This window comes from Candidatus Uhrbacteria bacterium, from assembly GCA_016187485.1.
GTDB lineage: Bacteria > Patescibacteriota > Patescibacteriia > UBA9934 > UBA10169 > JACPJO01.
The window spans coordinates 44,748-63,875 of record JACPJO010000005.1; the positions used below are offsets into that span (position 1 = coordinate 44,748).

General features: G+C 55.1%; 18 protein-coding genes. 16 read left to right on the forward strand and 2 right to left on the reverse strand.

Annotated elements, in window-relative coordinates; all coding sequences use genetic code 11:
• The first annotated feature begins 4 nt into the window (after positions 1 to 4).
• Complete coding sequence (locus HYW18_02965; protein MBI2485081.1) at positions 5 to 1,507, forward strand: leucyl aminopeptidase; 1,503 nt, start codon at positions 5 to 7, stop codon at positions 1,505 to 1,507.
• 47 nt (positions 1,508 to 1,554) lie between these two features.
• On the opposite strand, the gene HYW18_02970 is transcribed toward HYW18_02965, so the two are convergent.
• On the reverse strand, positions 1,555 to 2,115 hold the full coding sequence (locus HYW18_02970) for a peroxiredoxin (GenBank protein ID MBI2485082.1): 561 nt from the start codon (positions 2,113 to 2,115) through the stop codon (positions 1,555 to 1,557).
• 52 nt (positions 2,116 to 2,167) lie between these two features.
• Between HYW18_02970 and HYW18_02975 the strand changes: the two genes are divergently transcribed.
• From HYW18_02975 to HYW18_02995, 5 genes are read left to right on the forward strand one after another with little or no spacing between them, the layout of a single operon-like run.
• Complete coding sequence (locus tag HYW18_02975) at positions 2,168 to 3,184, forward strand: DUF3179 domain-containing protein (protein MBI2485083.1); 1,017 nt, start codon at positions 2,168 to 2,170, stop codon at positions 3,182 to 3,184.
• Positions 3,185 to 3,186: 2 nt separating this feature from the next.
• Positions 3,187 to 3,867 (forward strand): 16S rRNA (cytidine(1402)-2'-O)-methyltransferase, encoded by a 681-nt coding sequence (gene rsmI / locus HYW18_02980; protein ID MBI2485084.1) that lies wholly within the window; start codon positions 3,187 to 3,189, stop codon positions 3,865 to 3,867.
• A 1-nt stretch (position 3,868) separates the two neighbouring features.
• Positions 3,869 to 5,326, forward strand: a complete 1,458-nt coding sequence (locus HYW18_02985; GenBank protein ID MBI2485085.1) for a methionine--tRNA ligase — start codon at positions 3,869 to 3,871, stop codon at positions 5,324 to 5,326.
• Positions 5,323 to 5,811: a CvpA family protein gene (locus tag HYW18_02990; GenBank protein ID MBI2485086.1), complete on the forward strand. Its 489-nt coding sequence runs from the start codon at positions 5,323 to 5,325 to the stop codon at positions 5,809 to 5,811. The genes HYW18_02985 and HYW18_02990 overlap by 4 nt, the downstream gene beginning before the upstream one ends.
• 39 nt (positions 5,812 to 5,850) lie before the next feature.
• Positions 5,851 to 6,735 carry a TatD family hydrolase gene (locus HYW18_02995; protein ID MBI2485087.1) on the forward strand — a complete coding sequence of 295 codons (885 nt, stop codon included), beginning with the start codon at positions 5,851 to 5,853 and terminating at the stop codon, positions 6,733 to 6,735.
• Positions 6,736 to 6,781: 46 nt separating this feature from the next.
• Here the strand turns inward: HYW18_02995 and HYW18_03000 are convergent, their stop codons facing one another.
• Positions 6,782 to 7,690 carry a hypothetical protein gene (locus HYW18_03000; protein ID MBI2485088.1) on the reverse strand — a complete coding sequence of 303 codons (909 nt, stop codon included), beginning with the start codon at positions 7,688 to 7,690 and terminating at the stop codon, positions 6,782 to 6,784.
• 389 nt (positions 7,691 to 8,079) lie between these two features.
• Here HYW18_03000 and HYW18_03005 point away from each other — a divergent pair, with 389 nt between their 5' ends.
• The 10 genes from HYW18_03005 (at position 8,080) to HYW18_03050 (ending at position 19,126) form a co-directional block, all read left to right on the forward strand.
• Positions 8,080 to 9,474 (forward strand): hypothetical protein, encoded by a 1,395-nt coding sequence (locus HYW18_03005; protein MBI2485089.1) that lies wholly within the window; start codon positions 8,080 to 8,082, stop codon positions 9,472 to 9,474.
• 277 nt (positions 9,475 to 9,751) lie between these two features.
• On the forward strand, positions 9,752 to 10,576 hold the full coding sequence (locus HYW18_03010) for a F0F1 ATP synthase subunit A (GenBank protein MBI2485090.1): 825 nt from the start codon (positions 9,752 to 9,754) through the stop codon (positions 10,574 to 10,576).
• Between the two features lie 22 nt (positions 10,577 to 10,598).
• Complete coding sequence (atpE, locus tag HYW18_03015) at positions 10,599 to 10,817, forward strand: ATP synthase F0 subunit C (GenBank protein ID MBI2485091.1); 219 nt, start codon at positions 10,599 to 10,601, stop codon at positions 10,815 to 10,817.
• Between the two features lie 59 nt (positions 10,818 to 10,876).
• Complete coding sequence (gene atpF / locus HYW18_03020) at positions 10,877 to 11,425, forward strand: F0F1 ATP synthase subunit B (protein MBI2485092.1); 549 nt, start codon at positions 10,877 to 10,879, stop codon at positions 11,423 to 11,425.
• Positions 11,422 to 11,811 (forward strand): F0F1 ATP synthase subunit delta, encoded by a 390-nt coding sequence (locus HYW18_03025; protein MBI2485093.1) that lies wholly within the window; start codon positions 11,422 to 11,424, stop codon positions 11,809 to 11,811. The genes atpF and HYW18_03025 overlap by 4 nt, the downstream gene beginning before the upstream one ends.
• Positions 11,808 to 13,319, forward strand: a complete 1,512-nt coding sequence (locus tag HYW18_03030) for a F0F1 ATP synthase subunit alpha (GenBank protein ID MBI2485094.1) — start codon at positions 11,808 to 11,810, stop codon at positions 13,317 to 13,319. The genes HYW18_03025 and HYW18_03030 overlap by 4 nt, the downstream gene beginning before the upstream one ends.
• Before the next feature lie 5 nt (positions 13,320 to 13,324).
• The gene (gene atpG / locus HYW18_03035; GenBank protein ID MBI2485095.1) at positions 13,325 to 14,203 is read left to right on the forward strand and encodes an ATP synthase F1 subunit gamma; all 879 of its coding nucleotides are present in this window, start codon (positions 13,325 to 13,327) and stop codon (positions 14,201 to 14,203) included.
• Positions 14,204 to 14,246: 43 nt separating this feature from the next.
• Complete coding sequence (gene atpD, locus HYW18_03040) at positions 14,247 to 15,659, forward strand: F0F1 ATP synthase subunit beta (GenBank protein MBI2485096.1); 1,413 nt, start codon at positions 14,247 to 14,249, stop codon at positions 15,657 to 15,659.
• A gap of 2 nt (positions 15,660 to 15,661) precedes the next feature.
• Complete coding sequence (gene atpC / locus HYW18_03045; protein ID MBI2485097.1) at positions 15,662 to 16,087, forward strand: ATP synthase F1 subunit epsilon; 426 nt, start codon at positions 15,662 to 15,664, stop codon at positions 16,085 to 16,087.
• Positions 16,088 to 16,267: 180 nt separating this feature from the next.
• Positions 16,268 to 19,126: an ATP-dependent helicase gene (locus HYW18_03050; GenBank protein MBI2485098.1), complete on the forward strand. Its 2,859-nt coding sequence runs from the start codon at positions 16,268 to 16,270 to the stop codon at positions 19,124 to 19,126.
• Positions 19,127 to 19,128: the final 2 nt, after the last annotated feature.

A 19,128-nucleotide genomic window follows, 5' to 3' on the forward strand; every position in this document is an offset into this window, starting at 1 on the left:
CCGTATGAACATCACTATCGTCAAAGGCAGACTGGAGGAACAAAAGGCCGACCTTCTTGTGGTAAATGAATTCTCTGGTGTGGAGAAAACCGGCGGAGCGACGGGATCTGTTAATAAAGCGCTTGGGGGGCTTTTGGAGAAACTCATGAAGGAGGAGCAGTTTAATGGCGGACAGAGGGAGACGCTTCTAGTGCGGACGGGGGGTGTTATTCCCGGCTCACGGGTTCTTCTTGTTGGACTCGGTGAACGAAAAGATTTTTCTCTAGAAACCGTACGCGAGGTGAGCGCTGCTGCGTACAACACAGCGAAGAAACTTGGGGCGCGCCGCGTCGTCTCGATTCTTCACGGCGCAGGAGCAGGGAAGTTGTCGGCGCTTCTGTGTGCAAAGGCACAGACCGAAGGCGTACGGCTTGCCGAATATGAATTTGTTAAACGGAAAAAGGCACCAGAGAAAAAGACGCCGAAAGTAGAGTCCTGGACTATCGTCTCTTCGGATGCTGCTCATGTGCGTGCGGGGGCAAGGGGGGTGGGCGAAGGCGAACTTTCTGCCGAGGGAACGATCTTTGCGCGCGACCTTGTGAATGAGCCAGCGGGACAGATGACGCCAAGACATTTGGCGCTCGCGGCGCAAAACATCGCAAAGGTGAGCAAAGGAGCCGTTCGTATAAAAGTTTTTGAAGCAGGGCAGATCGAAAAGATGGGTATGGGGGGGGTTGCCGGCGTTGGTCAAGGATCTGTTCATCCGCCATATTTTGTCCACCTTATCTACAAGCCACGCGGGGCAAAGAAAACGGTTGCGGTGGTGGGGAAGGGCATCACGTTTGACTCCGGTGGTCTTTCTCTCAAACCGGCCGACTACATGATGACGATGAAGTGCGACATGGCCGGTGCCGCGGCGGTGCTTGGGTTGTTCTCGGTGCTTACGCGGGTTGCTCCAAAGGTTACAGTGCACGGGATTTTTGGCGCCTGTGAAAATATGCCGTCGGGAAACGCCATTCGACCGGGCGATGTACTCAAAGCGCTCAATGGAAAGACGATGGAGGTGTTGAATACGGATGCCGAGGGACGTTTGACGCTGGCCGACAGTCTTTCGTATGCGTCCAAATTGAAGCCCGACGCTCTTGTGGACCTTGCCACACTTACGGGTGCGTGCATGGCGGCACTTGGTGAAGAGATAACAGGGGTGATGGGGAACGACCACAAGTTGACAGGAGCAATATTGCAAGCGGCTGCCGCGGCTGGCGAAAAGATGTGGGAGCTGCCACTTGAGAAGAGATACAAAGATCTCATCAAATCTGAAATTGCCGACGTAAAAAATATCGGGGGGAAATACGGCGGCGCCATTACCGCGGGTCTCTTCCTGCAAGAATTTGTTGACGCGGAAATTCCCTGGGTTCATCTAGACATTGCCGGTCCCGCGTTTGCCGAGCGGCCGGTAAATGCGTACACCCGTTATGGCGGCACCGGAGCCGGTGTAACAACACTCATCGAGTTCTTGAAAAAGTAGGCTCGGGCGTGTAACCGCTACGTCCACCTTATCTTCCTCGCTCGAGTCTATTTTCCAAGCGTTTGCTCACCCGGCTTCCAATCTACGGGACAGCGTTCGCCGGTTTGCAGCGCCGCAAGAACACGCAGGACCTCATCTACGGATCGTCCGACGTCGAGATCGTTGTATGCGGCGTAGCGCAAGACTCCTTCGGGATCAATGATGAAGGTGCCACGAAGCGTGATGCCCTTACTGTGCACAAGAACACCGTACGCGTCGCTCATCTCTTGCGTCATGTCCGAGAGCATGGGGAATTTGAGAGGCCCGATTTCTTTGAGCCACTGCTTGTGCGAATGCACGCTGTCGGTTGAGCAGCTGTACACGATTGTATTGAGCTTTTGAAAATCCGCAAAGCGCGTGGAGAACTGTGTGATCTCCGTGGGACAAATGAATGTGAAATCGAGCGGGTAGAAGAAAAGGACAACCCATTCACCACGGTGGCTTTTCAGGGGATAGGTGCGGAAGGTAACTCCGTCCGTATCTACTCCCTCTAGGGTAAAGTCTGGCGCCTGCTCTCCCACTTGCGCGTGTGCGCAGCAAAGGAAATCTTCGGTATTTTGGTCTATCATAGGTAAACAGCATAGCAAAAAATAAGGCAATTTGGTAGAGTGACGCATGACTATGCAGGGACGCGGAAGAATTTTTCTTGGGATTTTAGCGGTTTTTGCCGTCGTGCTTTTTATTGCAGAATATCGAGCGCGAACCGCAGGGCCTCGTATCGAGCCGTTTGCGCAAAGCGAAGGGTGGGGTATCCCGCGTGAGGAAGTGTATGACTCCGGCCTCTCGTCCTCGTCCATTCCGGCCATTGACGCCCCCGCGTTTATTTCCCCAAGCGAAGCGGATATATTTTTGTATGATGAAGGCGAGGGTGTCTCCCTATCCCTGGGCGGCGAGACACAATTCTATCCTTTCCAGATTCTTGTGTGGCACATGGTTGTGAACGACATGATTGCCGGTGTGCCCATTGTTGTTACCTACGATCCTCTTGTGGGAAGCGCGATGGTCTACGATCGCCGTGTGGAGGGCCGCACCCTCTTGTTTTCGGTGAGTGGAAAATTATGGAACTCAAACGTTCTCTTGCTTGATCGCGAGACGGGAAGCCTTTGGCCGCAAACAACAGGACGGGCGGTGAATGGGGAATTCCTTGATCGCGATCTTGCACCGATAGGATCGGAAATCGTCACCTGGAAAAAGTGGAAGGCACAACGCACAACAGGACGCGTGCTCTCTAAAAACACCGGGGCTGTGCGTGACTATACGCGTAATCCTTATCTTGGCTACGAAGAAAATCGTTTAGTGTATTTCCCGCTTTCCCGTCGTGACATTCGTCTCCACCCAAAGGAACTCGTCTTTGGGTATACAGGACCGGAAGGCGAGACGAAAGCGTACCCGCGCGAGTATTTGGTGGAAGAGGGAAGTATCACCGACACGGTTCTCGGGCGCAAAGTTGTCATGACGTTTAACGAGAACACAGGTGTGCTTCGTGCGAGGGGAGAAGATGTGGCGGGCGTGGCAAGCGATGTATTTCTCCGTCCTATGTATTGGTTCGCATGGGCGGCGATCCATCCAGACACAGAGCTCTATGACCCGCTCGGAGAAAAACAGAAAGTGGAAAGTGAACAGCAAGAAGGAGAGTAGCTATGGGAACGCTCTTTGTCGTGGCGACGCCCATTGGGAACCTCCAGGATATTTCTGCGCGGGCGCGTGAGATTCTCGCGTCGGCCGATCTTGTGCTGTGCGAGGATACGCGCGTGACGGCAAAACTTCTTTCTGTGTACGACATCCACGTACGCACTGCCGCCCTGCATCAACATTCCACAGATGCGAAACACCAAGCGTATATCCGGCTGCTTGCCGAAGGAAAGACGCTCGCGCTTGTAAGCGACGCGGGAACACCAGCGATTTCCGACCCCGGCGGGAGGTTTGTAGAGGATGTTCTTCGCGCTCTTGGGGATGAAGCAAAGATCATTCCTATCCCCGGGCCGTCCGCAGTTACGGCAGTGTTAAGTGTCTCTGGATTTCCTGCAGACACCTTCACGTTTCTCGGTTTTCCCCCGCAGAAAAAGGGCCGAGAAGCTTTTTTCCGTTCGCTTGTTCACATCGAACATACGGTAGTGTTTTACGAATCTATCCACCGTATTGTGAAGGCGCTCGCGTCTCTTTCGGCTCTTCTGCCGGAGCGCCAGATGGTGCTCTGCCGGGAGCTTACAAAACTGCACGAACATATCTATCGCGGGACGCCGGCGCAAGTGACAGACGCTCTTTTGGGTGATAGCATCAAAGGTGAGTGTGTGATCGTGCTTGCGCCCGCACGGTTTTAATATGTCTCGTTTTTATCTCACGACAACTCTCCCCTACGTAAATGCCGATCCGCACATCGGATTCGCTCTTGAGATTGTGCAGGCGGATGTTGTGGCGCGCCTCCATCGCCAAAAGGGAGAGGAAGTTATTTTCAACACGGGCACAGACGAACATGGCCAGAAGATTTATCAAAAGGCTCTCGAACAGGGGAAAGAGCCGCAGGCGTACTGTAATGAATATGCCGCAAAATTTGATCGGCTGAAGACGGCGCTTAACCTCTCCTACACGCATTTTATTCGTACGACATCGCCAGACCATGTCGCGGCGGCACAGGAATTTTGGAGGCGTTGCGATGCGCACGGCGACATCTACAAAAAAAATTATCAGACAAAGTATTGCGTCGGGTGCGAATTGGAGAAACAAGACTCGGAGTTGACCGATGGCCGTTGCCCCGTTCATCCGAACCTTGCGCTTGAGCTGCGCGAGGAGGAAAATTATTTTTTCCGTTTTTCCAACTACCAGAAACCCCTCCTGGATCTCTATACGGCACATCCGGATTTTGTCGTGCCGGACTATCGGCTGACCGAAATCAAAAATTTCGTCGAGGCTGGGTTGCAGGATTTCAGCATCTCGCGACTAAAAGAGAAAATGCCGTGGGGAGTAAGCGTGCCGGGTGATGAAGCGCACGTGATGTATGTCTGGTTTGATGCGCTCATTAACTATATCTCTACGCTTGGCTGGCCCAAGGAGGGAAGTGATTTTGAAACCTTCTGGCCTGGGGTGCAGGTGGCGGGGAAGGACAACCTTCGCCAACAGTCGGCAATGTGGCAGGCTATGTTGCTGTCGGCGGGGTTACCTCCATCCGAACAAATTTTCATACATGGTTTTATTACCGCGGATGGGGCGAAGATGAGTAAGTCGCTTGGAAATGTGGTGGATCCGTTTGCGATGGTCGAGCGTTATGGCACAGACGCCCTGCGGTACTATCTTCTGCGCGAGATTGTTTATGGGGCAGACGGGGATTTTTCGCTTTCACGGTTTGACGAACGATACAACGGTGATCTTGCGGATGAGCTTGGCAACTTGCTCCATCGTGTGCTCACCATGACAGAGAAGTACGCAGAGGGGATTGCGCCTGCTCCCTCCGCTCAGGGAAAACAAGTTTCCGTGGACCGCGCCTATTTTGAGGAGCTCACTGACCAGTATCGTTTCAGCGAAGCTCTCTCTCTGGTGTGGGATGTGGTGCGTATCGCCAATCAAGATATTGAGAACGCGAAACCGTGGGCGATGGCGAAAGAGGGGCGTTTCGATGAGGTGAAAGACGAGCTTGCGCACCTTTTGCATCTTCTCCGACAAATTGCTGACATGTTGGCTTCCTATTTGCCGGAGACGGCCGAACGAATGAAGCGCGCACTTGCCGAGCCCGGAAAACCAATAATGAAAGGGGAGCCGCTCTTCCCTAAAATGGAAACTCTATGACCTTTTCTCTCATGGACCTTATTCTTCTTGTCGTGCTCGGTCTCTTCACACTTGCCGGGCTCTACTTTGGGCTCTTCCATACGCTTGGAAGTCTCGTGGGCGCCGTCTTCTCCATCTTTGCTACCGGCTATGCCATGCCCTACGTGAGCAGTTGGCTTTCTGCGTGGATTCCGCTCTCGCCCCCGTTTACGGTTGTGCTGTTTGTCGTGCTTTTCCTTATCATCAGCCGATTGGTGGGATTTGTTTTCTGGATTCTCGATGAGACGCTTGGCATTGTGACGCGTCTCCCGTTTCTCTCTTCGGTTAATCATCTTTTGGGCGGCGTGTTTGGTTTTGTGGAAGGTGTTATTGCGCTTGGCGTGCTCATCTATGTGATCAACACGTACATCCCTTCGGGAGCGTTCCTCTCGGCCATAGCGGCTTCGCCAATTGCCGGATGGATTGTCGCCCTCACCGGCTGGCTGACCCCGTTGTTACCGTTTTAACAACGAGGCAGTCTGCTGGCAGGACTCCGAGCATCATCTATGACTCTTTTCGATTCCCACTGCCACGTCCATTTTCGTGCTTATAAGGAGGACAGGGATGCTGTTATTAAGCGTGCAACCGAAGAGGGCGTTTTCATGCTTACCGTGGGGACGCAGGCGGATACGTCGCGTGAAGCGGTGCGTGTGGCTAACGCGCATGAAGGTGTGTGGGCGACGGTGGGGCTTCACCCCAATCACACGACGGCACAAGAGTTTGTAGACGAGAGTGAGGAGGACACCATAGCGAAAGTCAAAACGCGCACAGAAGTTTTTGACGCGGAAATGTATCGTCCGCTTGCGCAAGATCCAAAGTGCGTGGCGATTGGGGAGTGCGGACTCGACTTTTATCGCATCCCCGAACATCTTGATCGAACGGACGTCATACGAACGCAAGAAGAGATGCTGCGGCGGCAGTTTGATTTGGCGACCGAACTTGGGAAGCCCGTGGTCATCCATTGCCGCGACGCGCACAAAGAACAGGCAGATATAATTGAAGAGTATGTCAAAAAGGGAAAGCTGGGTGCGCGGGGTGTGATCCATTGTTTTACGGGTACGAAGGAAGATGCCCTTCGGTATCTTGCGCTTGGGTTTTATATTTCGTTTTCGGGGGTCGTGACGTTTCCGCCACGTAAAGAGGGGTCTGACCCCTCCGGGGGTCAGACCCCTCTTGCGCCGCTTGCGCTTGTGGCGCGTGATATTCCGGAGAATCGAATTCTCATCGAAACTGACGCCCCCTATTTAGCGCCTATTCCCATGCGGGGTAAGCGCAATGAGCCGGCGTATGTGCGTCATACAGCAGAATTTTTGGCAAAGTTGCGTGGAGTGACTTTGGAGGAGTTTGCAAAGGTGACAACAGAGAACACGAGGAGAGTATTTGGCATTTGAAATTCGAAAGCCAGGCACGAGGCCTGGCTAGGAAGAAAAGAACGAACTAGAGCTTGTGGCCGAGGCGGCGCATGGTGGCGTGGATGTCGCTCACCACGAGCACGGCGTCGGCACGCGTGAGGTGCCACACGCGCTCGCCGTCCCAGTGGCGAAGTGGTCGCCGGATTGCCGAATCCTCGTTGAGTAGATCGGTGTAGAGTGCGCGCAGTCGGGGCTCGGACTTCTCTCCCTCGAATCGCTTGATGCGCAGTTTGAGGCGCCGAGCGAGCTCCGCCGACATCTCCTCGCGACTCTTCCGTGCCGCGACGAGCCGGAGGCTCGTATACACGCCGTCGTCTCGTCCCTGCTCCCACGCTGCGATGAGCTCCGGTTCCGGACTCACGCGGATGTAGTTGGCGGGGAGCGTGCGCGGCGGCGGTTGGGCGGCCTCGGTGCGCGGTGTGGCCTCTGCCGAAGGCGGTTCTGCCGCCTGCCGCTGCGCCTGCTCAATGTCCGCCGCCGTGACACCGCTTCCCGCCTGCACGACTTGTGCGCGCAGGCGCTCTTCGCGAATGCGCGCCCGGGAGCTTTCCGCCGCCGCCGTCTCTTCCGCCGTCTTCACGAGCTCCATCTTCTGCGTTCTAGCGTAGGCGGTGAAGCCATCGCGCACAGAGGAGTTCCAGAAGGCGCTGTCGTCGGGCCAGTCGGGCGCATCGTTGGGGGACGTGTAGCCGAGTTGTCGCGCCATCGCGATCACCTCGTCGTACTGATCGTCTCCCTCGGGCGCGATCTGCATCGGCTCGTCGGGGTTGCGGGAGGAACTGTGTCGGTACTTGTCGAGCGCCTTGAGTCCGTAGTAGATCGCCTCGCGCAGACTCTCGTCCACGCCGACCTTTTCGAGCAAGGTCTTCCATTGCTCGAGCGCGCCAGGCTTCTCCACGCTCTTCGTGAAGGTCCCCCGAGGGAGGAACCTCACGGCGCCCTCGACGAACGGGGCGAATTCGTAGCTGCCGTCCTTCTCTCGGTCTACGTAGTTGTTCCCCCCCTCCATCTGACGTGCGTCGGCGAAGGGGAGGGCGACGAGGTCCAGGTACTCCTGAGGATTCAGTTCAGAAAGGCTGATAGCCATGGGGTACTCCACTTCGTATAGGTTAGGAAAAGGCCGAAACGCCTCAACTTAGCAAAAAAACCTGTCGCTGTCAATGCGTTGACAGCAGCAGACTTTTCTGCTAGGTTAAGCCCTTAGTTTGCGGCGATCCTGCCGCGAGCTTGGGCCGTCCAAAGACGGACGGCAAGTTCCTTGCAAGATGTTGGGCAATCCCGCCCTGTGTACGGCGCCGTGTGGCGCAGAAAGTGAGAGAGGCCATGCCTCGTCCCCGTAAGGCTCTGCCTGCAGAGCTCCGGCCCGCCATTCCGGGCAAACCGGTCAATCTTCTTCCCGACAAGTACCGCCGGAACCCCCTCCAGTTCGCCCGCGAGGAGATCGACATCGCGCGCAACAAGGGGGAAGTGCCCGACAACGATGCCGCTTTCCAGACCCAGATCATCGAGGAGGACGAACGGCGGTGGCGGTCGCGCGAGCTGCCCGCCATCGCGGGGTACGTGAACCGGATGTACGCGCGCGGAACGTTCGTGGACCCCGACGACTTCATGATCGTCTGGGGGCTCTGGAACCAGCACACCCACAGCTTCCGGCTCTCGCACGGCGACCCGGCGGTCACGAACGTTCTCACTGCCCACAACCAGGGCATGGCCCGCCCCATCACCGATGCGTTCCGCCCCATCCACGAGAAGGCGGTTCCGGTCCCGTTGGCGCTCCTCGCCTTCGAGAAGCGGGAGATGGGCGAGGACGTCCCGGCGGGCGTCGAGACGTCGGTGTACGTCTACGTCTGCATGCCGGCCAATCTCGAGGCATCGGTGAAAGACGGAAACTTCACCGACGACGTGAGCGTGGGCGACACCCAGGTCTACACCACGGATCGCCAGGCAGTGCACCGCCGGAAGGAGGGCAATTTCCTCTTCCGGCCGAACAGCGTGTCCAAGCACCCCCGCAAGCGCTTCGTCGCCTTCCATCCCGTCACGAAGAAGCCGATCTACCTCGCTGTGATCCCGCAGCGCTTCCTGCGCCGTGGCAAAGAGGGCGAGGAAGGCTTCCAGCCCGGGCAGCCCTGCCCGGTGGACATGGACGAGTTCGCGGACGGCTACCAGGCCCAGGTCATGGACGAAGGTGCGGTGGCCACGGACGAGCCGGCGGAAGAGGAAGTCAAGAAGATCCTCGACCGCATCGCGCACGGAGGTGCCGGCGGGCGCAAGGCCAGCAGGCAGGGCGAGTTCGACTTCGACGGCCGCGTCTGGAACGCGCTCTCGATCCTCGGCATCAAGGAGGGTGAAGCGCCGACGGCAGAGAGCATCGGGAAGGCGCGCAGGCGCTACAGTCCGAGGCTCTTCGATGCTCGAAGCGCCATGGGCCTCCACAGCGCCCTCGTCCTGCTCGGCATGCCCGAGAGCGATCGCACCGCGTACATGAAGGACAAGCACTTCGAGATCTTCAAAGCCGCGGTCGGTGTGGCCGAGGGGATGCTGCCGAAGGCCGAGCCGGTGGAGGAGACGGAAGGCGACAAGCCCGCCGACTCGCCACCCGCAACAAGCGAAGCGTCCAGCGCGACGACCTCGCCCGCCGACACGACGGACGACCCCGCCATGTCCCAGCCCGCCGCGACCCGCAAGGCCCCGCGCGTGGAACCCGGCACCGACGACTGACAGACCAATTCGTTCTTTCTCTCTAGCGACCCCACGGGGTCGCTTTCGACTTTTTTGTATCTTTCCTTTATTCCCCCTCGAAGGTATGTAAGGATAATCTAAGGCGTGTCGCAAGGACGGGGCCCCCATAACCCCGCAGCCCAGCTCAGCTGGGCGCAGCGAGTCATCGAGCGAGGAGGATGGGGTGGACGTAGCGGTTACACGCCGTCTTGTTACCTGTTCAAAACTTCCCTTGACCTTTAGTGTCTTTCCCTATATACTTTCGGCGCTTTTCGATATGTTTGCCATCGTCCCCCTTGCAGCTGAACCCCTCTTTTCCATCGGATCTCTTCCGGTGACAAATTCCCTGATCAACGCCTGGGTGGCGGTGGCCCTCTTTCTCGTCGTCGCCTTTGTGGGCACTCGTCGTATCCGCATGACTCCATCAGGCTTTTACAACGTAATCGAGGCTGTCGTGGAGTTCATGCTCATTGAAGTTGAGAAAGTCACGAGTGATCGTGCCCGCGCGAAGAAGTTTCTTCCCTTCATCGGCACGATCTTTTTGTTTGTTCTCCTCTCCAACTGGATGGGACTCATCCCCGGCGTCGGGTCGTTTGGCATGTGGAAAGAAATCCACGGTGAACTCGAACTTGTTCCTCTTTTCCGTCCCGCCACGAGCGATCTCAACATGACCTTTGCTATCGCGTTTTCCGCCATCATTTTCATTCATCTCACTGGGCTCTTGACTGTGGGGCCGCTCCAGCACATCAGCAGGTTTATAAATATCCGTGGAGTTCTCCTCTCGCTTCGTAAGGGCCCCATGTCAATCCTTGTGGCGGTCATCGAGTTCTTTGTGGGACTTCTTGAAATCATTGGCGAATTTGCGAAAACCCTTTCGCTTGCGCTGCGGCTTTTCGGCAACATCTTTGCGGGAGAAGTGCTCATCGGGGTGATCATGGGCATTTTCTCCCTCTTTCTCCCAATCCCGTTCATCTTTTTGGAAATTCTCGTCGGCATCATTCAGGCGACGGTATTTTCCATGCTTACACTCGCGTTTTTGGTCATGGCCACCATATCGCATGGTGCTCATGAGGAAGAGCACGAAGGTCGCAGATTAACATAACTTATTTATTTTTCATTATTCTATGTCCCCTGAATCTGTCGCACTCCTTGCGAAAGCCATCGCCGTCGGCGTTGGCGGTATCGGCCCGGCGCTTGCCATCGGTTTTATCGGCATGAAGGCGGTAGAAGGTATCGGCCGAAATCCCGAAGCCACCGGCAAAATCTTTGTGCCGATGCTGCTTGGTATGGCATTCGCGGAAGCCATCGCCATTTACGCCCTTGTTGTCTCTTTCACGCTCTAGGACGTTTCCTTCTGCTCCGATGCCGGAGCAGGGCTGAGATGTTCTTCTCTCTTTATTCTATGTCTGTCGAACCACAAACGATTGCTCAAACGGTTGAAGCCGCCACAGCCGCTGGCCCCATTGAGGCCTTCGGTCTTAATGTGAAGATTTTCTTTGCACAACTCGTGAACTTTCTTCTCGTGCTTGTGGTGCTTTGGCGATTTGTCTATCGGCCGGTGGTGGCAATGCTTGAAGCGCGCGAGGAGAAGATCAAAAAAAGTGTGGAGCATGCAGAAGAGATTGAACGGAAACTGAAGGAAACGGAGCGCGCGCGCGAGGAAGCGTTGGCGCAAACACGTCTGGAGGCGACACGGTTGATTGAAGAGGCTCAAGCGAAGGCGGAAGAGAAGCAACAGGAAGTCTTAGCCAAAACACGTAAGGAGGCCGAGAAGATTGTCTACGCCAGTCGCGCACACATTGCCGAGGAGCGTGAAAAAATGTTCGCCGATGTGCGTGGGGAAGTTGCGGGGCTTGTCGTGGCGGCCGCCGAGAAAATTCTTGCGAGTTCGGTTGATAAGAAGCGTTCGGAAGCAATGACCGAAGAAGTAATGAAGGAGGCTGGACTATGAAAAAGCCTGCGGTCTATTGGGCACGGCTTCTCTACACCCTTGCCTCGCAGAAAACAGGCGAGGAGTTGACGGAGGCACTGCGCGTGTTCGTGCAGCATTTGGAGCGTCACAACGCGCGTTCCCGTTGGCGCGAGATTGCTCGAGCCTTCGAAGATGTGTGGCGGAAGGAACATGGAGCGGCCACTGTAGAGCTGTCGAGTGTGGAAGAGCCTGATCGCCACTGGCGGGACCGCCTGGCGAAAACTTTCCCCGGCGCGGAAATTCGCCTGACAAGAGACTCGGAACTTCTCGGTGGCGCTGTCCTCCAGATTGATGACAGACGCATAGACATGACGGATCGTGCGAAACTCAAAGCTCTTACCAACTTCCTTACGGCAAACGTATGACGACCAAAACAAAAAAAGAAGACATCATTTCCTCTCTGCGCGAGCAGATCGAGCAATTTGAACATACGGCGAAGACGGAGCACGTCGGTACGGTCGTGTCGGTGGCTGATGGTACGGCACGACTTTCCGGATTATCGAATGTTGCGGCGTCGGAGATGCTGACGTTTGAGGACGGTACCGTGGGTGTGGCACTCAACCTTGAAGAGGATACCGTGGGCGCTATCATTTTTGGCGAGACGAGAGCCATTCACGAAGGGGACTCCGTGAAGGCTGCGGGGCGTATTCTCTCCATTCCTGTTTCCGATGCCGTGGTGGGTCGCGTGATCAATCCACTTGGGGAACCGGTAGACGGAAAGGGGGCCATGAAGGCAACTGATTTCATGCCCATTGAGCGCATCGCGCCGGGCGTTATGACGCGTGAACCCGTGGGCGTGCCCATGCAGACAGGTTTGAAAGCGATTGATGCGCTTATCCCGATCGGCCGCGGTCAGCGCGAACTTATTATTGGAGACCGACAGACGGGAAAGACCGCTATTGCCATCGATGCCATCATCAACCAGAGGGGGCAGAACATGAAGTGTATTTACGTAGCGATCGGACAGAAAGAATCCAAGATTGCGAAACTTGTGGCGAGGCTCGAGGAAGCAGGGGCTATGGAATACACCACGATTGTCATTGCCGGTGCTTCTGACCCTGCGGCCATGAGCTACATTGCGCCCTATGCCGGGTGCGCGATCGGTGAGTATTTCATGAAAAAAGGCGAGGACGCGCTCATCATCTATGATGATCTCTCCAAGCACGCGTGGGCGTTCCGCGAGATTTCTCTCTTGCTCCGCCGTCCGCCGGGACGCGAAGCCTATCCGGGCGACGTGTTCTACCTCCACTCGCGCTTGCTTGAGCGCGCCGCTCGCCTTAACAAAGAAAATGGCGGCGGGTCCCTCACGGCCCTTCCGATTATTGAAACGCAATCGGGCGATGTCTCTGCGTACATTCCCACAAACGTCATTTCCATAACAGATGGGCAGATCTATCTTGAAACCGACTTGTTCTACAAGGGTATCCGTCCCGCGCTGAACGTCGGCCTTTCCGTGTCGCGTGTCGGTGGCGCAGCGCAAACAAAGGCTATGAAAAAAGTTGCCGGACGTCTTCGTCTCGAGCTTGCCCAGTTCCGCGAATTGGAAGCTTTTGCGCAGTTTGCCTCTGATTTGGATGAGGGAACGCGCAAGCAAATTGAACGTGGTCGCCGTCTCACGGAGGTGCTTAAGCAGAAACAGTACTCACCCATGCCGTTTGAAGAACAGGTTTCGGTCATTTACGCCGTGACAAACGGGTACCTCGACGACGTAGCCGTGGAAAAGGTAGGAGACTTTGAGCAAGGGCTTCTTGGGTATCTGCGCGCAAACAAAGAGGATCTGTTGAAGCTTATTCAGAAGGAAAAAGCTATTACGGAAGAAGTGGAGGCAGGGCTTAAAACGGTGATGAATGAGTTTGCGAGCATGAAAAAGTAGTTCGTATGGCGATCCCTTCCCGCATTATTAAAAAGCGTATTCGCTCCGTGCGCAACACGAAGAAGATTACGAAAGCGATGGAGCTTGTCGCGGCATCTAAAATGCGCCGTGCCATTTCTGCGGTACTTGGTACGCGGCCGTTTGCCGGCTTGGCGTGGGAACTGCTTGGCGCCATCGGGGGAAAGATTGATACGTCGCTCCATCCTCTTTTACACAGTCCAAACCCGGAGGGGAAGATTCTCTCGCTTGTATTTACGAGTGATCGTGGGTTGTGCGGGGGGTTTAACGCGAAGGTGTTGAAGGAAGTTCTTGGTGCGGTAGGTGGTTCATCAGACCAGCATGAGGTGATCGCTGTGGGTCGGCGGGGAGAGCAAGCCATGCACCGCGTGGGTGTCTTTGTGAGCGCAGGGTTTGTGGACCTCTCCAATCATCCAAAGTTCACAGATACTCTGCCTATCGCAAAGCTCGTCACGGACGCGTTCCTTTCCGGGAAGTATGTGAAGGTAATGGTGCACTATACGGATTTCGTCTCTCCTTTGAGCCAGCGGCCGCGCCAGATTCAGCTTCTCCCCATAACATCTTCTGCGCAGGAATACCTTGCCGATGTCATTCCTGCCGTTGGACGCATATCCTATACGTTCGAGCCGACGCCCCAGGCAGTGCTTCACGCGCTTTTGCCGCGCGTGGTGGAGGTGATGATCTTCCAGGCTTTGCTCGAATCTTCCGCGAGTGAGCATTCGGCGCGTATGATGGCCATGCGATCAGCCAGCGATGCGGCAAGCGAGATGATTGATGACCTCACGCTCACGTACAATCAGGCGCGACAAGCCGGTATCACGCGCGAGATCGCGGAAATTTCTTCCGGAAAAGCCGCCCTCGAATAATCCTTCCAATGTTTCAAACCTTTTCAACCCCTTACACCCTTCTATGCAAGGCACTATCGCACAAATCATCGGTCCCGTTGTAGATGTCCGATTTTCCACCGAAGGCGGATCCGCCTCTGGCGGAGAAGACAGAAAACTCCCGGAAATTCTGGAGGCTATTCACGTGAAGCGTGATGATGCGCCAACGCTTGTACTTGAAGTTGCGCAACACGTAGGAAGCGGCCTTGTGCGTACCATCTCGATGGGTTCCACCGATGGACTCAAGCGCGGCATGTCCGCAGAGGCGATGGGAACACCGATTTCTGTAGGTGTTGGGCCAGAAACGCTTGGGCGCATGTTTGGCGTTACGGGTGAGCCGATTGACGGCAAGGGGGAATCCAAGGCAAAGAAACAGTACCCGATTCACAGACCGGCGCCCGAGTTTACCGCGCAGTCTACGAAGGCGGAAATTTTTGAAACGGGTATCAAAGTCATTGACCTCATTGCCCCGTTTTTACGTGGCGGCAAAACAGGATTGTTCGGCGGAGCGGGCGTTGGAAAGACGGTGCTTATTCAGGAACTCATCCACAATATCGCTAAAGAGCACGGCGGGTATTCCGTCTTTGCGGGGGTGGGGGAGCGTACACGCGAAGGGAATGATCTCTATCGTGAAATGCGTGAGTCAGGCGTGCTCGATAAGACGGCGCTTGTGTTTGGACAGATGAACGAGCCGCCAGGAGCGCGCGCACGCGTAGGACTCACAGGGTTGACGCTTGCCGAATACTTCCGTGACGAGGAAGGCCGTGACGTGCTGCTCTTCATTGACAATATTTTCCGTTTCACACAAGCAGGATCGGAAGTGTCGTCGCTTTTGGGCCGCATTCCGTCCGCTGTGGGGTATCAGCCGAACTTGGCCACAGAAATGGGCGCACTTCAGGAACGCATTACCTCTACGACAAAAGGCTCGATTACTTCCATCCAGGCCGTGTATGTCCCGGCTGACGACTTAACGGATCCGGCGCCGGCCACGACATTCTCGCACTTGGACTCAACTGTTGTGCTTGCACGCGGGCTCGCGGAACTTGGTTTGTATCCAGCGGTGGATCCTCTGGATTCTGCTTCGACAATTTTAGATCCGCTCATTGTGGGCGAGGAACACTATAACGTGGCGCGCGCCGTCCAGAAAGTGCTCCAGCGTTACAAAGATTTGCAAGACATCATTGCTATTCTTGGCATGGATGAGCTCTCTGCCGAGGATAAGCAAACCGTGGCTCGCGCGCGCCGTATCCAAAAGTTTCTCTCTCAGCCCGTGCACGTGGCCGAGTCGTTCAGCAACATTCCTGGCGTGTATGTGCCGCGCGAGGAAACAATTCGCGGCTTCAAGGAGATTTTGGAGGGGAAACACGATGAAATTCCCGAAGCGGCATTTTACATGAAAGGAACAATTGATGATGTCGTGAAGGCGGCAAAAGAATAGCTATGGCAGCAAAGCTTCACATAAAATTAGTCACGCCGGAGCGCTTGCTTTTGGAAAAAGAGGCGGACCAGGTGACGCTTATGACCGAGCAAGGCGAGATTACCATCCTTCCCGGACATATTCCGCTTGTTGCAAATTTGCGAGCTGGGGAAGTGCGTGTTGTGGAAGGAGGCCGAACGGAATATTTAGTAACATCAACGGGATTTGTTGAGGTTCGGGAAAATGGGACAGTGACGTTACTGGCGGACACGGCGGAGCGCGAGGAAGAGTTGGATATACAAAAAATCGGGGAAGCACGCACGCGGGCTCAAGAAACGCTTTCGGGAGTACGTAAACTTGAAGACGTGGATTACGCTCACGCTGTTGCCGCCCTTGAGCGCGAACTCGCCCGCGAGCGCGTGGCAATGAAACGTAAGCACCGAAAATAAATACAAACTCTCTTAGTGGTCACTAAGAGAGAAATTAATGGGGTGATGTCAAAATTTCTCTCATTTTACAGTCGTCCAGTATCTCTGGACCAACTTTCTCACTAAGTGATCTCTTAGTGAGAAAAGTCTGGGGCGGACCAGGTACCGATTTCTCTTGCTCCTTTGCTACAATACGTCCCTATGGCTGATCTCCTGGAAGGGCTCAACGAGGCGCAAAGAAAGGCGGTGACTCATAAGGACGGACCTTTGCTTATAATTGCGGGAGCTGGCACGGGGAAAACTACGGTGATTGTCCGGCGATTTGCCTGGTTGGTGGAGCAGGGTCTCGCGCCTTCTTCAGGAATTCTCACGCTTACTTTCACGGAAAAAGCGGTGCGGGAGCTCGAGGAGCGCGTAGACCAACTTTTACCGCTCGGACACCTCGATCTCCACATCCACACATTTCATGGCTTTTGTGAATGGGTACTGCGCAAGTTTGGTATAGAAATCGGGCTTGCCCCGGATTTTGAGGTGCTTACGGAAGTGGACGCGTGGCTTTTTGCCCGTCGTAATATGCGCTCCCTTCCGCTTGACCGTTATCGCCCCACAGGGAAGGAAACAAAGTTTCTCCGGCATATTCTCACGCACATCTCCCGGGCGCGAGATGAAGGAGTGACCGCTGAAGCGTACGAAGCTTGTGCCACAAAGAGTGAGGAGCACGCGACAACAGAGGCGGAAAGAGCCGAGTCCTCCCGGATTCGGGAATTAGCAAAAGTCTACCGCGCCTACGAAGACCTACTTCATGCACATCACGCGTTGGACTTTGCAGGGCTGATTGCCGCTACGCTCAGGCTTCTTGAAACACGAGCGGATATTCTAGAGGCTGTTCGGTCGCAGTTCCCGTATCTTCTTGTAGATGAATTTCAAGACACGAATGCGGTACAGTACAAGCTTGTAAAACTTCTGGCACAGCCGCACAACTGCGTGACGGTAGTTGGTGATGACGACCAGTCGATTTATCGTTTTCGCGGAGCCTCTGTGGAAAATATCCTCGCCTTCAATCGTGAGTATCCGGAGGCAGAGCGCGTTGTGCTCACAGAAAATTATCGGTCGCGCCAGAATATTCTCGATGCGGCCTATCGTTTTATTCAGCACAACAATCCTCATCGCTTGGAATCAGAGACGGGGCTCACGAAGAAACTTTCTGCGGTGCGCGGCAGCGGGGGAGAGGTCGTGCACTGGCAAGGAGCGACACTTTCAGAAGAGGCAAGAACGGTTGTGGATGAAATTCTCCGCTTGAAGGCCGCTGGCTCCATTGAGCGATGGAGCGACGTGGGAATTCTTGCGCGGGCCAACGATCACGCAGTCCCGTTTGCGGCCGAACTTGAGTCTCGGGGCATTCCTTTTCGTTTTTTTGCGATGCAGGGGCTTTATCAAAAAAGCGTTATCTTAGATGTGCTTGCGTGGATGCGCGTTGTCGTCTCGCCTTTTCGGAGCGCGGAAGCTTATCGTGTGCTGCGGCATTCTTTTTGGGACATTCCTACGGAGGATTTAGCACGCGTGTGTTTTGAAGCGGAGCGTCAAGGACGTAATCTGTTTGAGACCATGCAAAGAGGGGCAACAGAGCTCACGCTCCGTGGGCGCGCAGCATCGGAGCAGATTGTTTCGGTGCGAAACGAACTTGCAGAACTTGCACGAACGAAGCGGATAAAAGAATTGTTCATCTATATTCTTCACAAAGGGGGCATCATCGCAGAAGTGGAGAAAGAAGAAGAGGCGCAAAAGCGTCAGACGTATAGCTATCTGACGCAGATGTTTGAGCGTGTCAAACGTTTTGATAGGCAAAGTGACGAGGGAACCATCCAGGAGTTCCTCATGGAATTTGATGAAGAACGGCAAGCGGGGGAAGCAGGAGCGCTTGCTGGGGATGTTGAAGAAGGGCCGGATGTCGTGCGTCTTCTCACGGTTCACAGTGCGAAAGGGCTTGAGTTCCACACCGTCTTTGTGGTGAATGTGGTAGATGCCCGTTTTCCCACGCGAGAACGCGAAAGCGGAATCCCTCTCCCCCCAGAGCTTCTTTCCCCATCTTGGTATGCGGACGATGCGCATGCAGAGGAAGAACGGCGTCTCTTTTACGTTGCCTGCACACGTGCTAAAGATCGCCTCTATATTACTTCTGCCCTTGACTACGGCGGCGCACGGAAGAAGAAGCCCTCAAGGTTTATTGAGGAAATGAATATCCCGACGGATCTTATAGGTGCCGGAGACCAGGGAGTTTTTGCTTTCGGAGAAGCGCAAACCCCGCCAAATGTAACGACGACGATGACGATCCCAAAGTACCTGAGTTTTACACAGCTGGCAGCATTCGAGCGCTGCCCTCTGCAGTATAAATTTGCGCATCTCCTTCGCATACCTGTTCTTGGCAATGCGCACATCTCGTACGGAAAGTCCGTACACAAAGCTCTCGAAAATTTTACAAGAGAATGGATGAAGAACAACGCTTTGCCGCCTGTTGAACTTCTGCTTTCTCTCTATCGCGAGTGCTGGATTGATGAGTGGTATCGAGACGACGACATGCGCAACGCCTTTCGCGCAAAGGGAGAACACGCCCTGCGCACGCTCTTTGACGAATGGTGCATCTCCCCTCCGGAGCCGTTTGCGGTCGAGCAGCCGTTCACACTTGCGTTTGGCGGAGGTATACTACGAGGGCAAATAGATCGTGTGGACAGGGGAGCGGACGGGCTTTACATTACAGATTATAAAACGGGCACACCAAAGACGGCGGATGCTCTCCCCAGAGAAGATCGCGCGCAGTTGTATCTCTACCAGTGGGCGGCGGAAGAGCTTTGGCACGAACCGATCGCGCGGCTCTCCTATCGCTATATGGAGGATGGTTCCCATGTTGACTTTTTGGGGGGTCAAGATGATTTGGACCGCGTACGCGAACGTCTTCGACAGACGTATAAAGACATCCAGTCTTCTCGTTTTTCCCCCAAACCTAACCCCATCACGTGCGCGTTTTGCGACTTTGCGTCTATCTGCGAATATCGTGCAAGCTAGTT

Coding starts and splice junctions, on each gene's coding strand:
- HYW18_02965 (MBI2485081.1), top strand. CDS start 5: ATGAACATCACTATCGTCAAAGGCAGACTGGAGGAACAAAAGGCCGAC.
- HYW18_02970 (MBI2485082.1), bottom strand. CDS start 2,115: ATGATAGACCAAAATACCGAAGATTTCCTTTGCTGCGCACACGCGCAA.
- HYW18_02975 (MBI2485083.1), top strand. CDS start 2,168: ATGCAGGGACGCGGAAGAATTTTTCTTGGGATTTTAGCGGTTTTTGCC.
- rsmI (MBI2485084.1), top strand. CDS start 3,187: ATGGGAACGCTCTTTGTCGTGGCGACGCCCATTGGGAACCTCCAGGAT.
- HYW18_02985 (MBI2485085.1), top strand. CDS start 3,869: ATGTCTCGTTTTTATCTCACGACAACTCTCCCCTACGTAAATGCCGAT.
- HYW18_02990 (MBI2485086.1), top strand. CDS start 5,323: ATGACCTTTTCTCTCATGGACCTTATTCTTCTTGTCGTGCTCGGTCTC.
- HYW18_02995 (MBI2485087.1), top strand. CDS start 5,851: ATGACTCTTTTCGATTCCCACTGCCACGTCCATTTTCGTGCTTATAAG.
- HYW18_03005 (MBI2485089.1), top strand. CDS start 8,080: ATGCCTCGTCCCCGTAAGGCTCTGCCTGCAGAGCTCCGGCCCGCCATT.
- HYW18_03010 (MBI2485090.1), top strand. CDS start 9,752: ATGTTTGCCATCGTCCCCCTTGCAGCTGAACCCCTCTTTTCCATCGGA.
- atpE (MBI2485091.1), top strand. CDS start 10,599: ATGTCCCCTGAATCTGTCGCACTCCTTGCGAAAGCCATCGCCGTCGGC.
- atpF (MBI2485092.1), top strand. CDS start 10,877: ATGTCTGTCGAACCACAAACGATTGCTCAAACGGTTGAAGCCGCCACA.
- HYW18_03025 (MBI2485093.1), top strand. CDS start 11,422: ATGAAAAAGCCTGCGGTCTATTGGGCACGGCTTCTCTACACCCTTGCC.
- HYW18_03030 (MBI2485094.1), top strand. CDS start 11,808: ATGACGACCAAAACAAAAAAAGAAGACATCATTTCCTCTCTGCGCGAG.
- atpG (MBI2485095.1), top strand. CDS start 13,325: ATGGCGATCCCTTCCCGCATTATTAAAAAGCGTATTCGCTCCGTGCGC.
- atpD (MBI2485096.1), top strand. CDS start 14,247: ATGCAAGGCACTATCGCACAAATCATCGGTCCCGTTGTAGATGTCCGA.
- atpC (MBI2485097.1), top strand. CDS start 15,662: ATGGCAGCAAAGCTTCACATAAAATTAGTCACGCCGGAGCGCTTGCTT.
- HYW18_03050 (MBI2485098.1), top strand. CDS start 16,268: ATGGCTGATCTCCTGGAAGGGCTCAACGAGGCGCAAAGAAAGGCGGTG.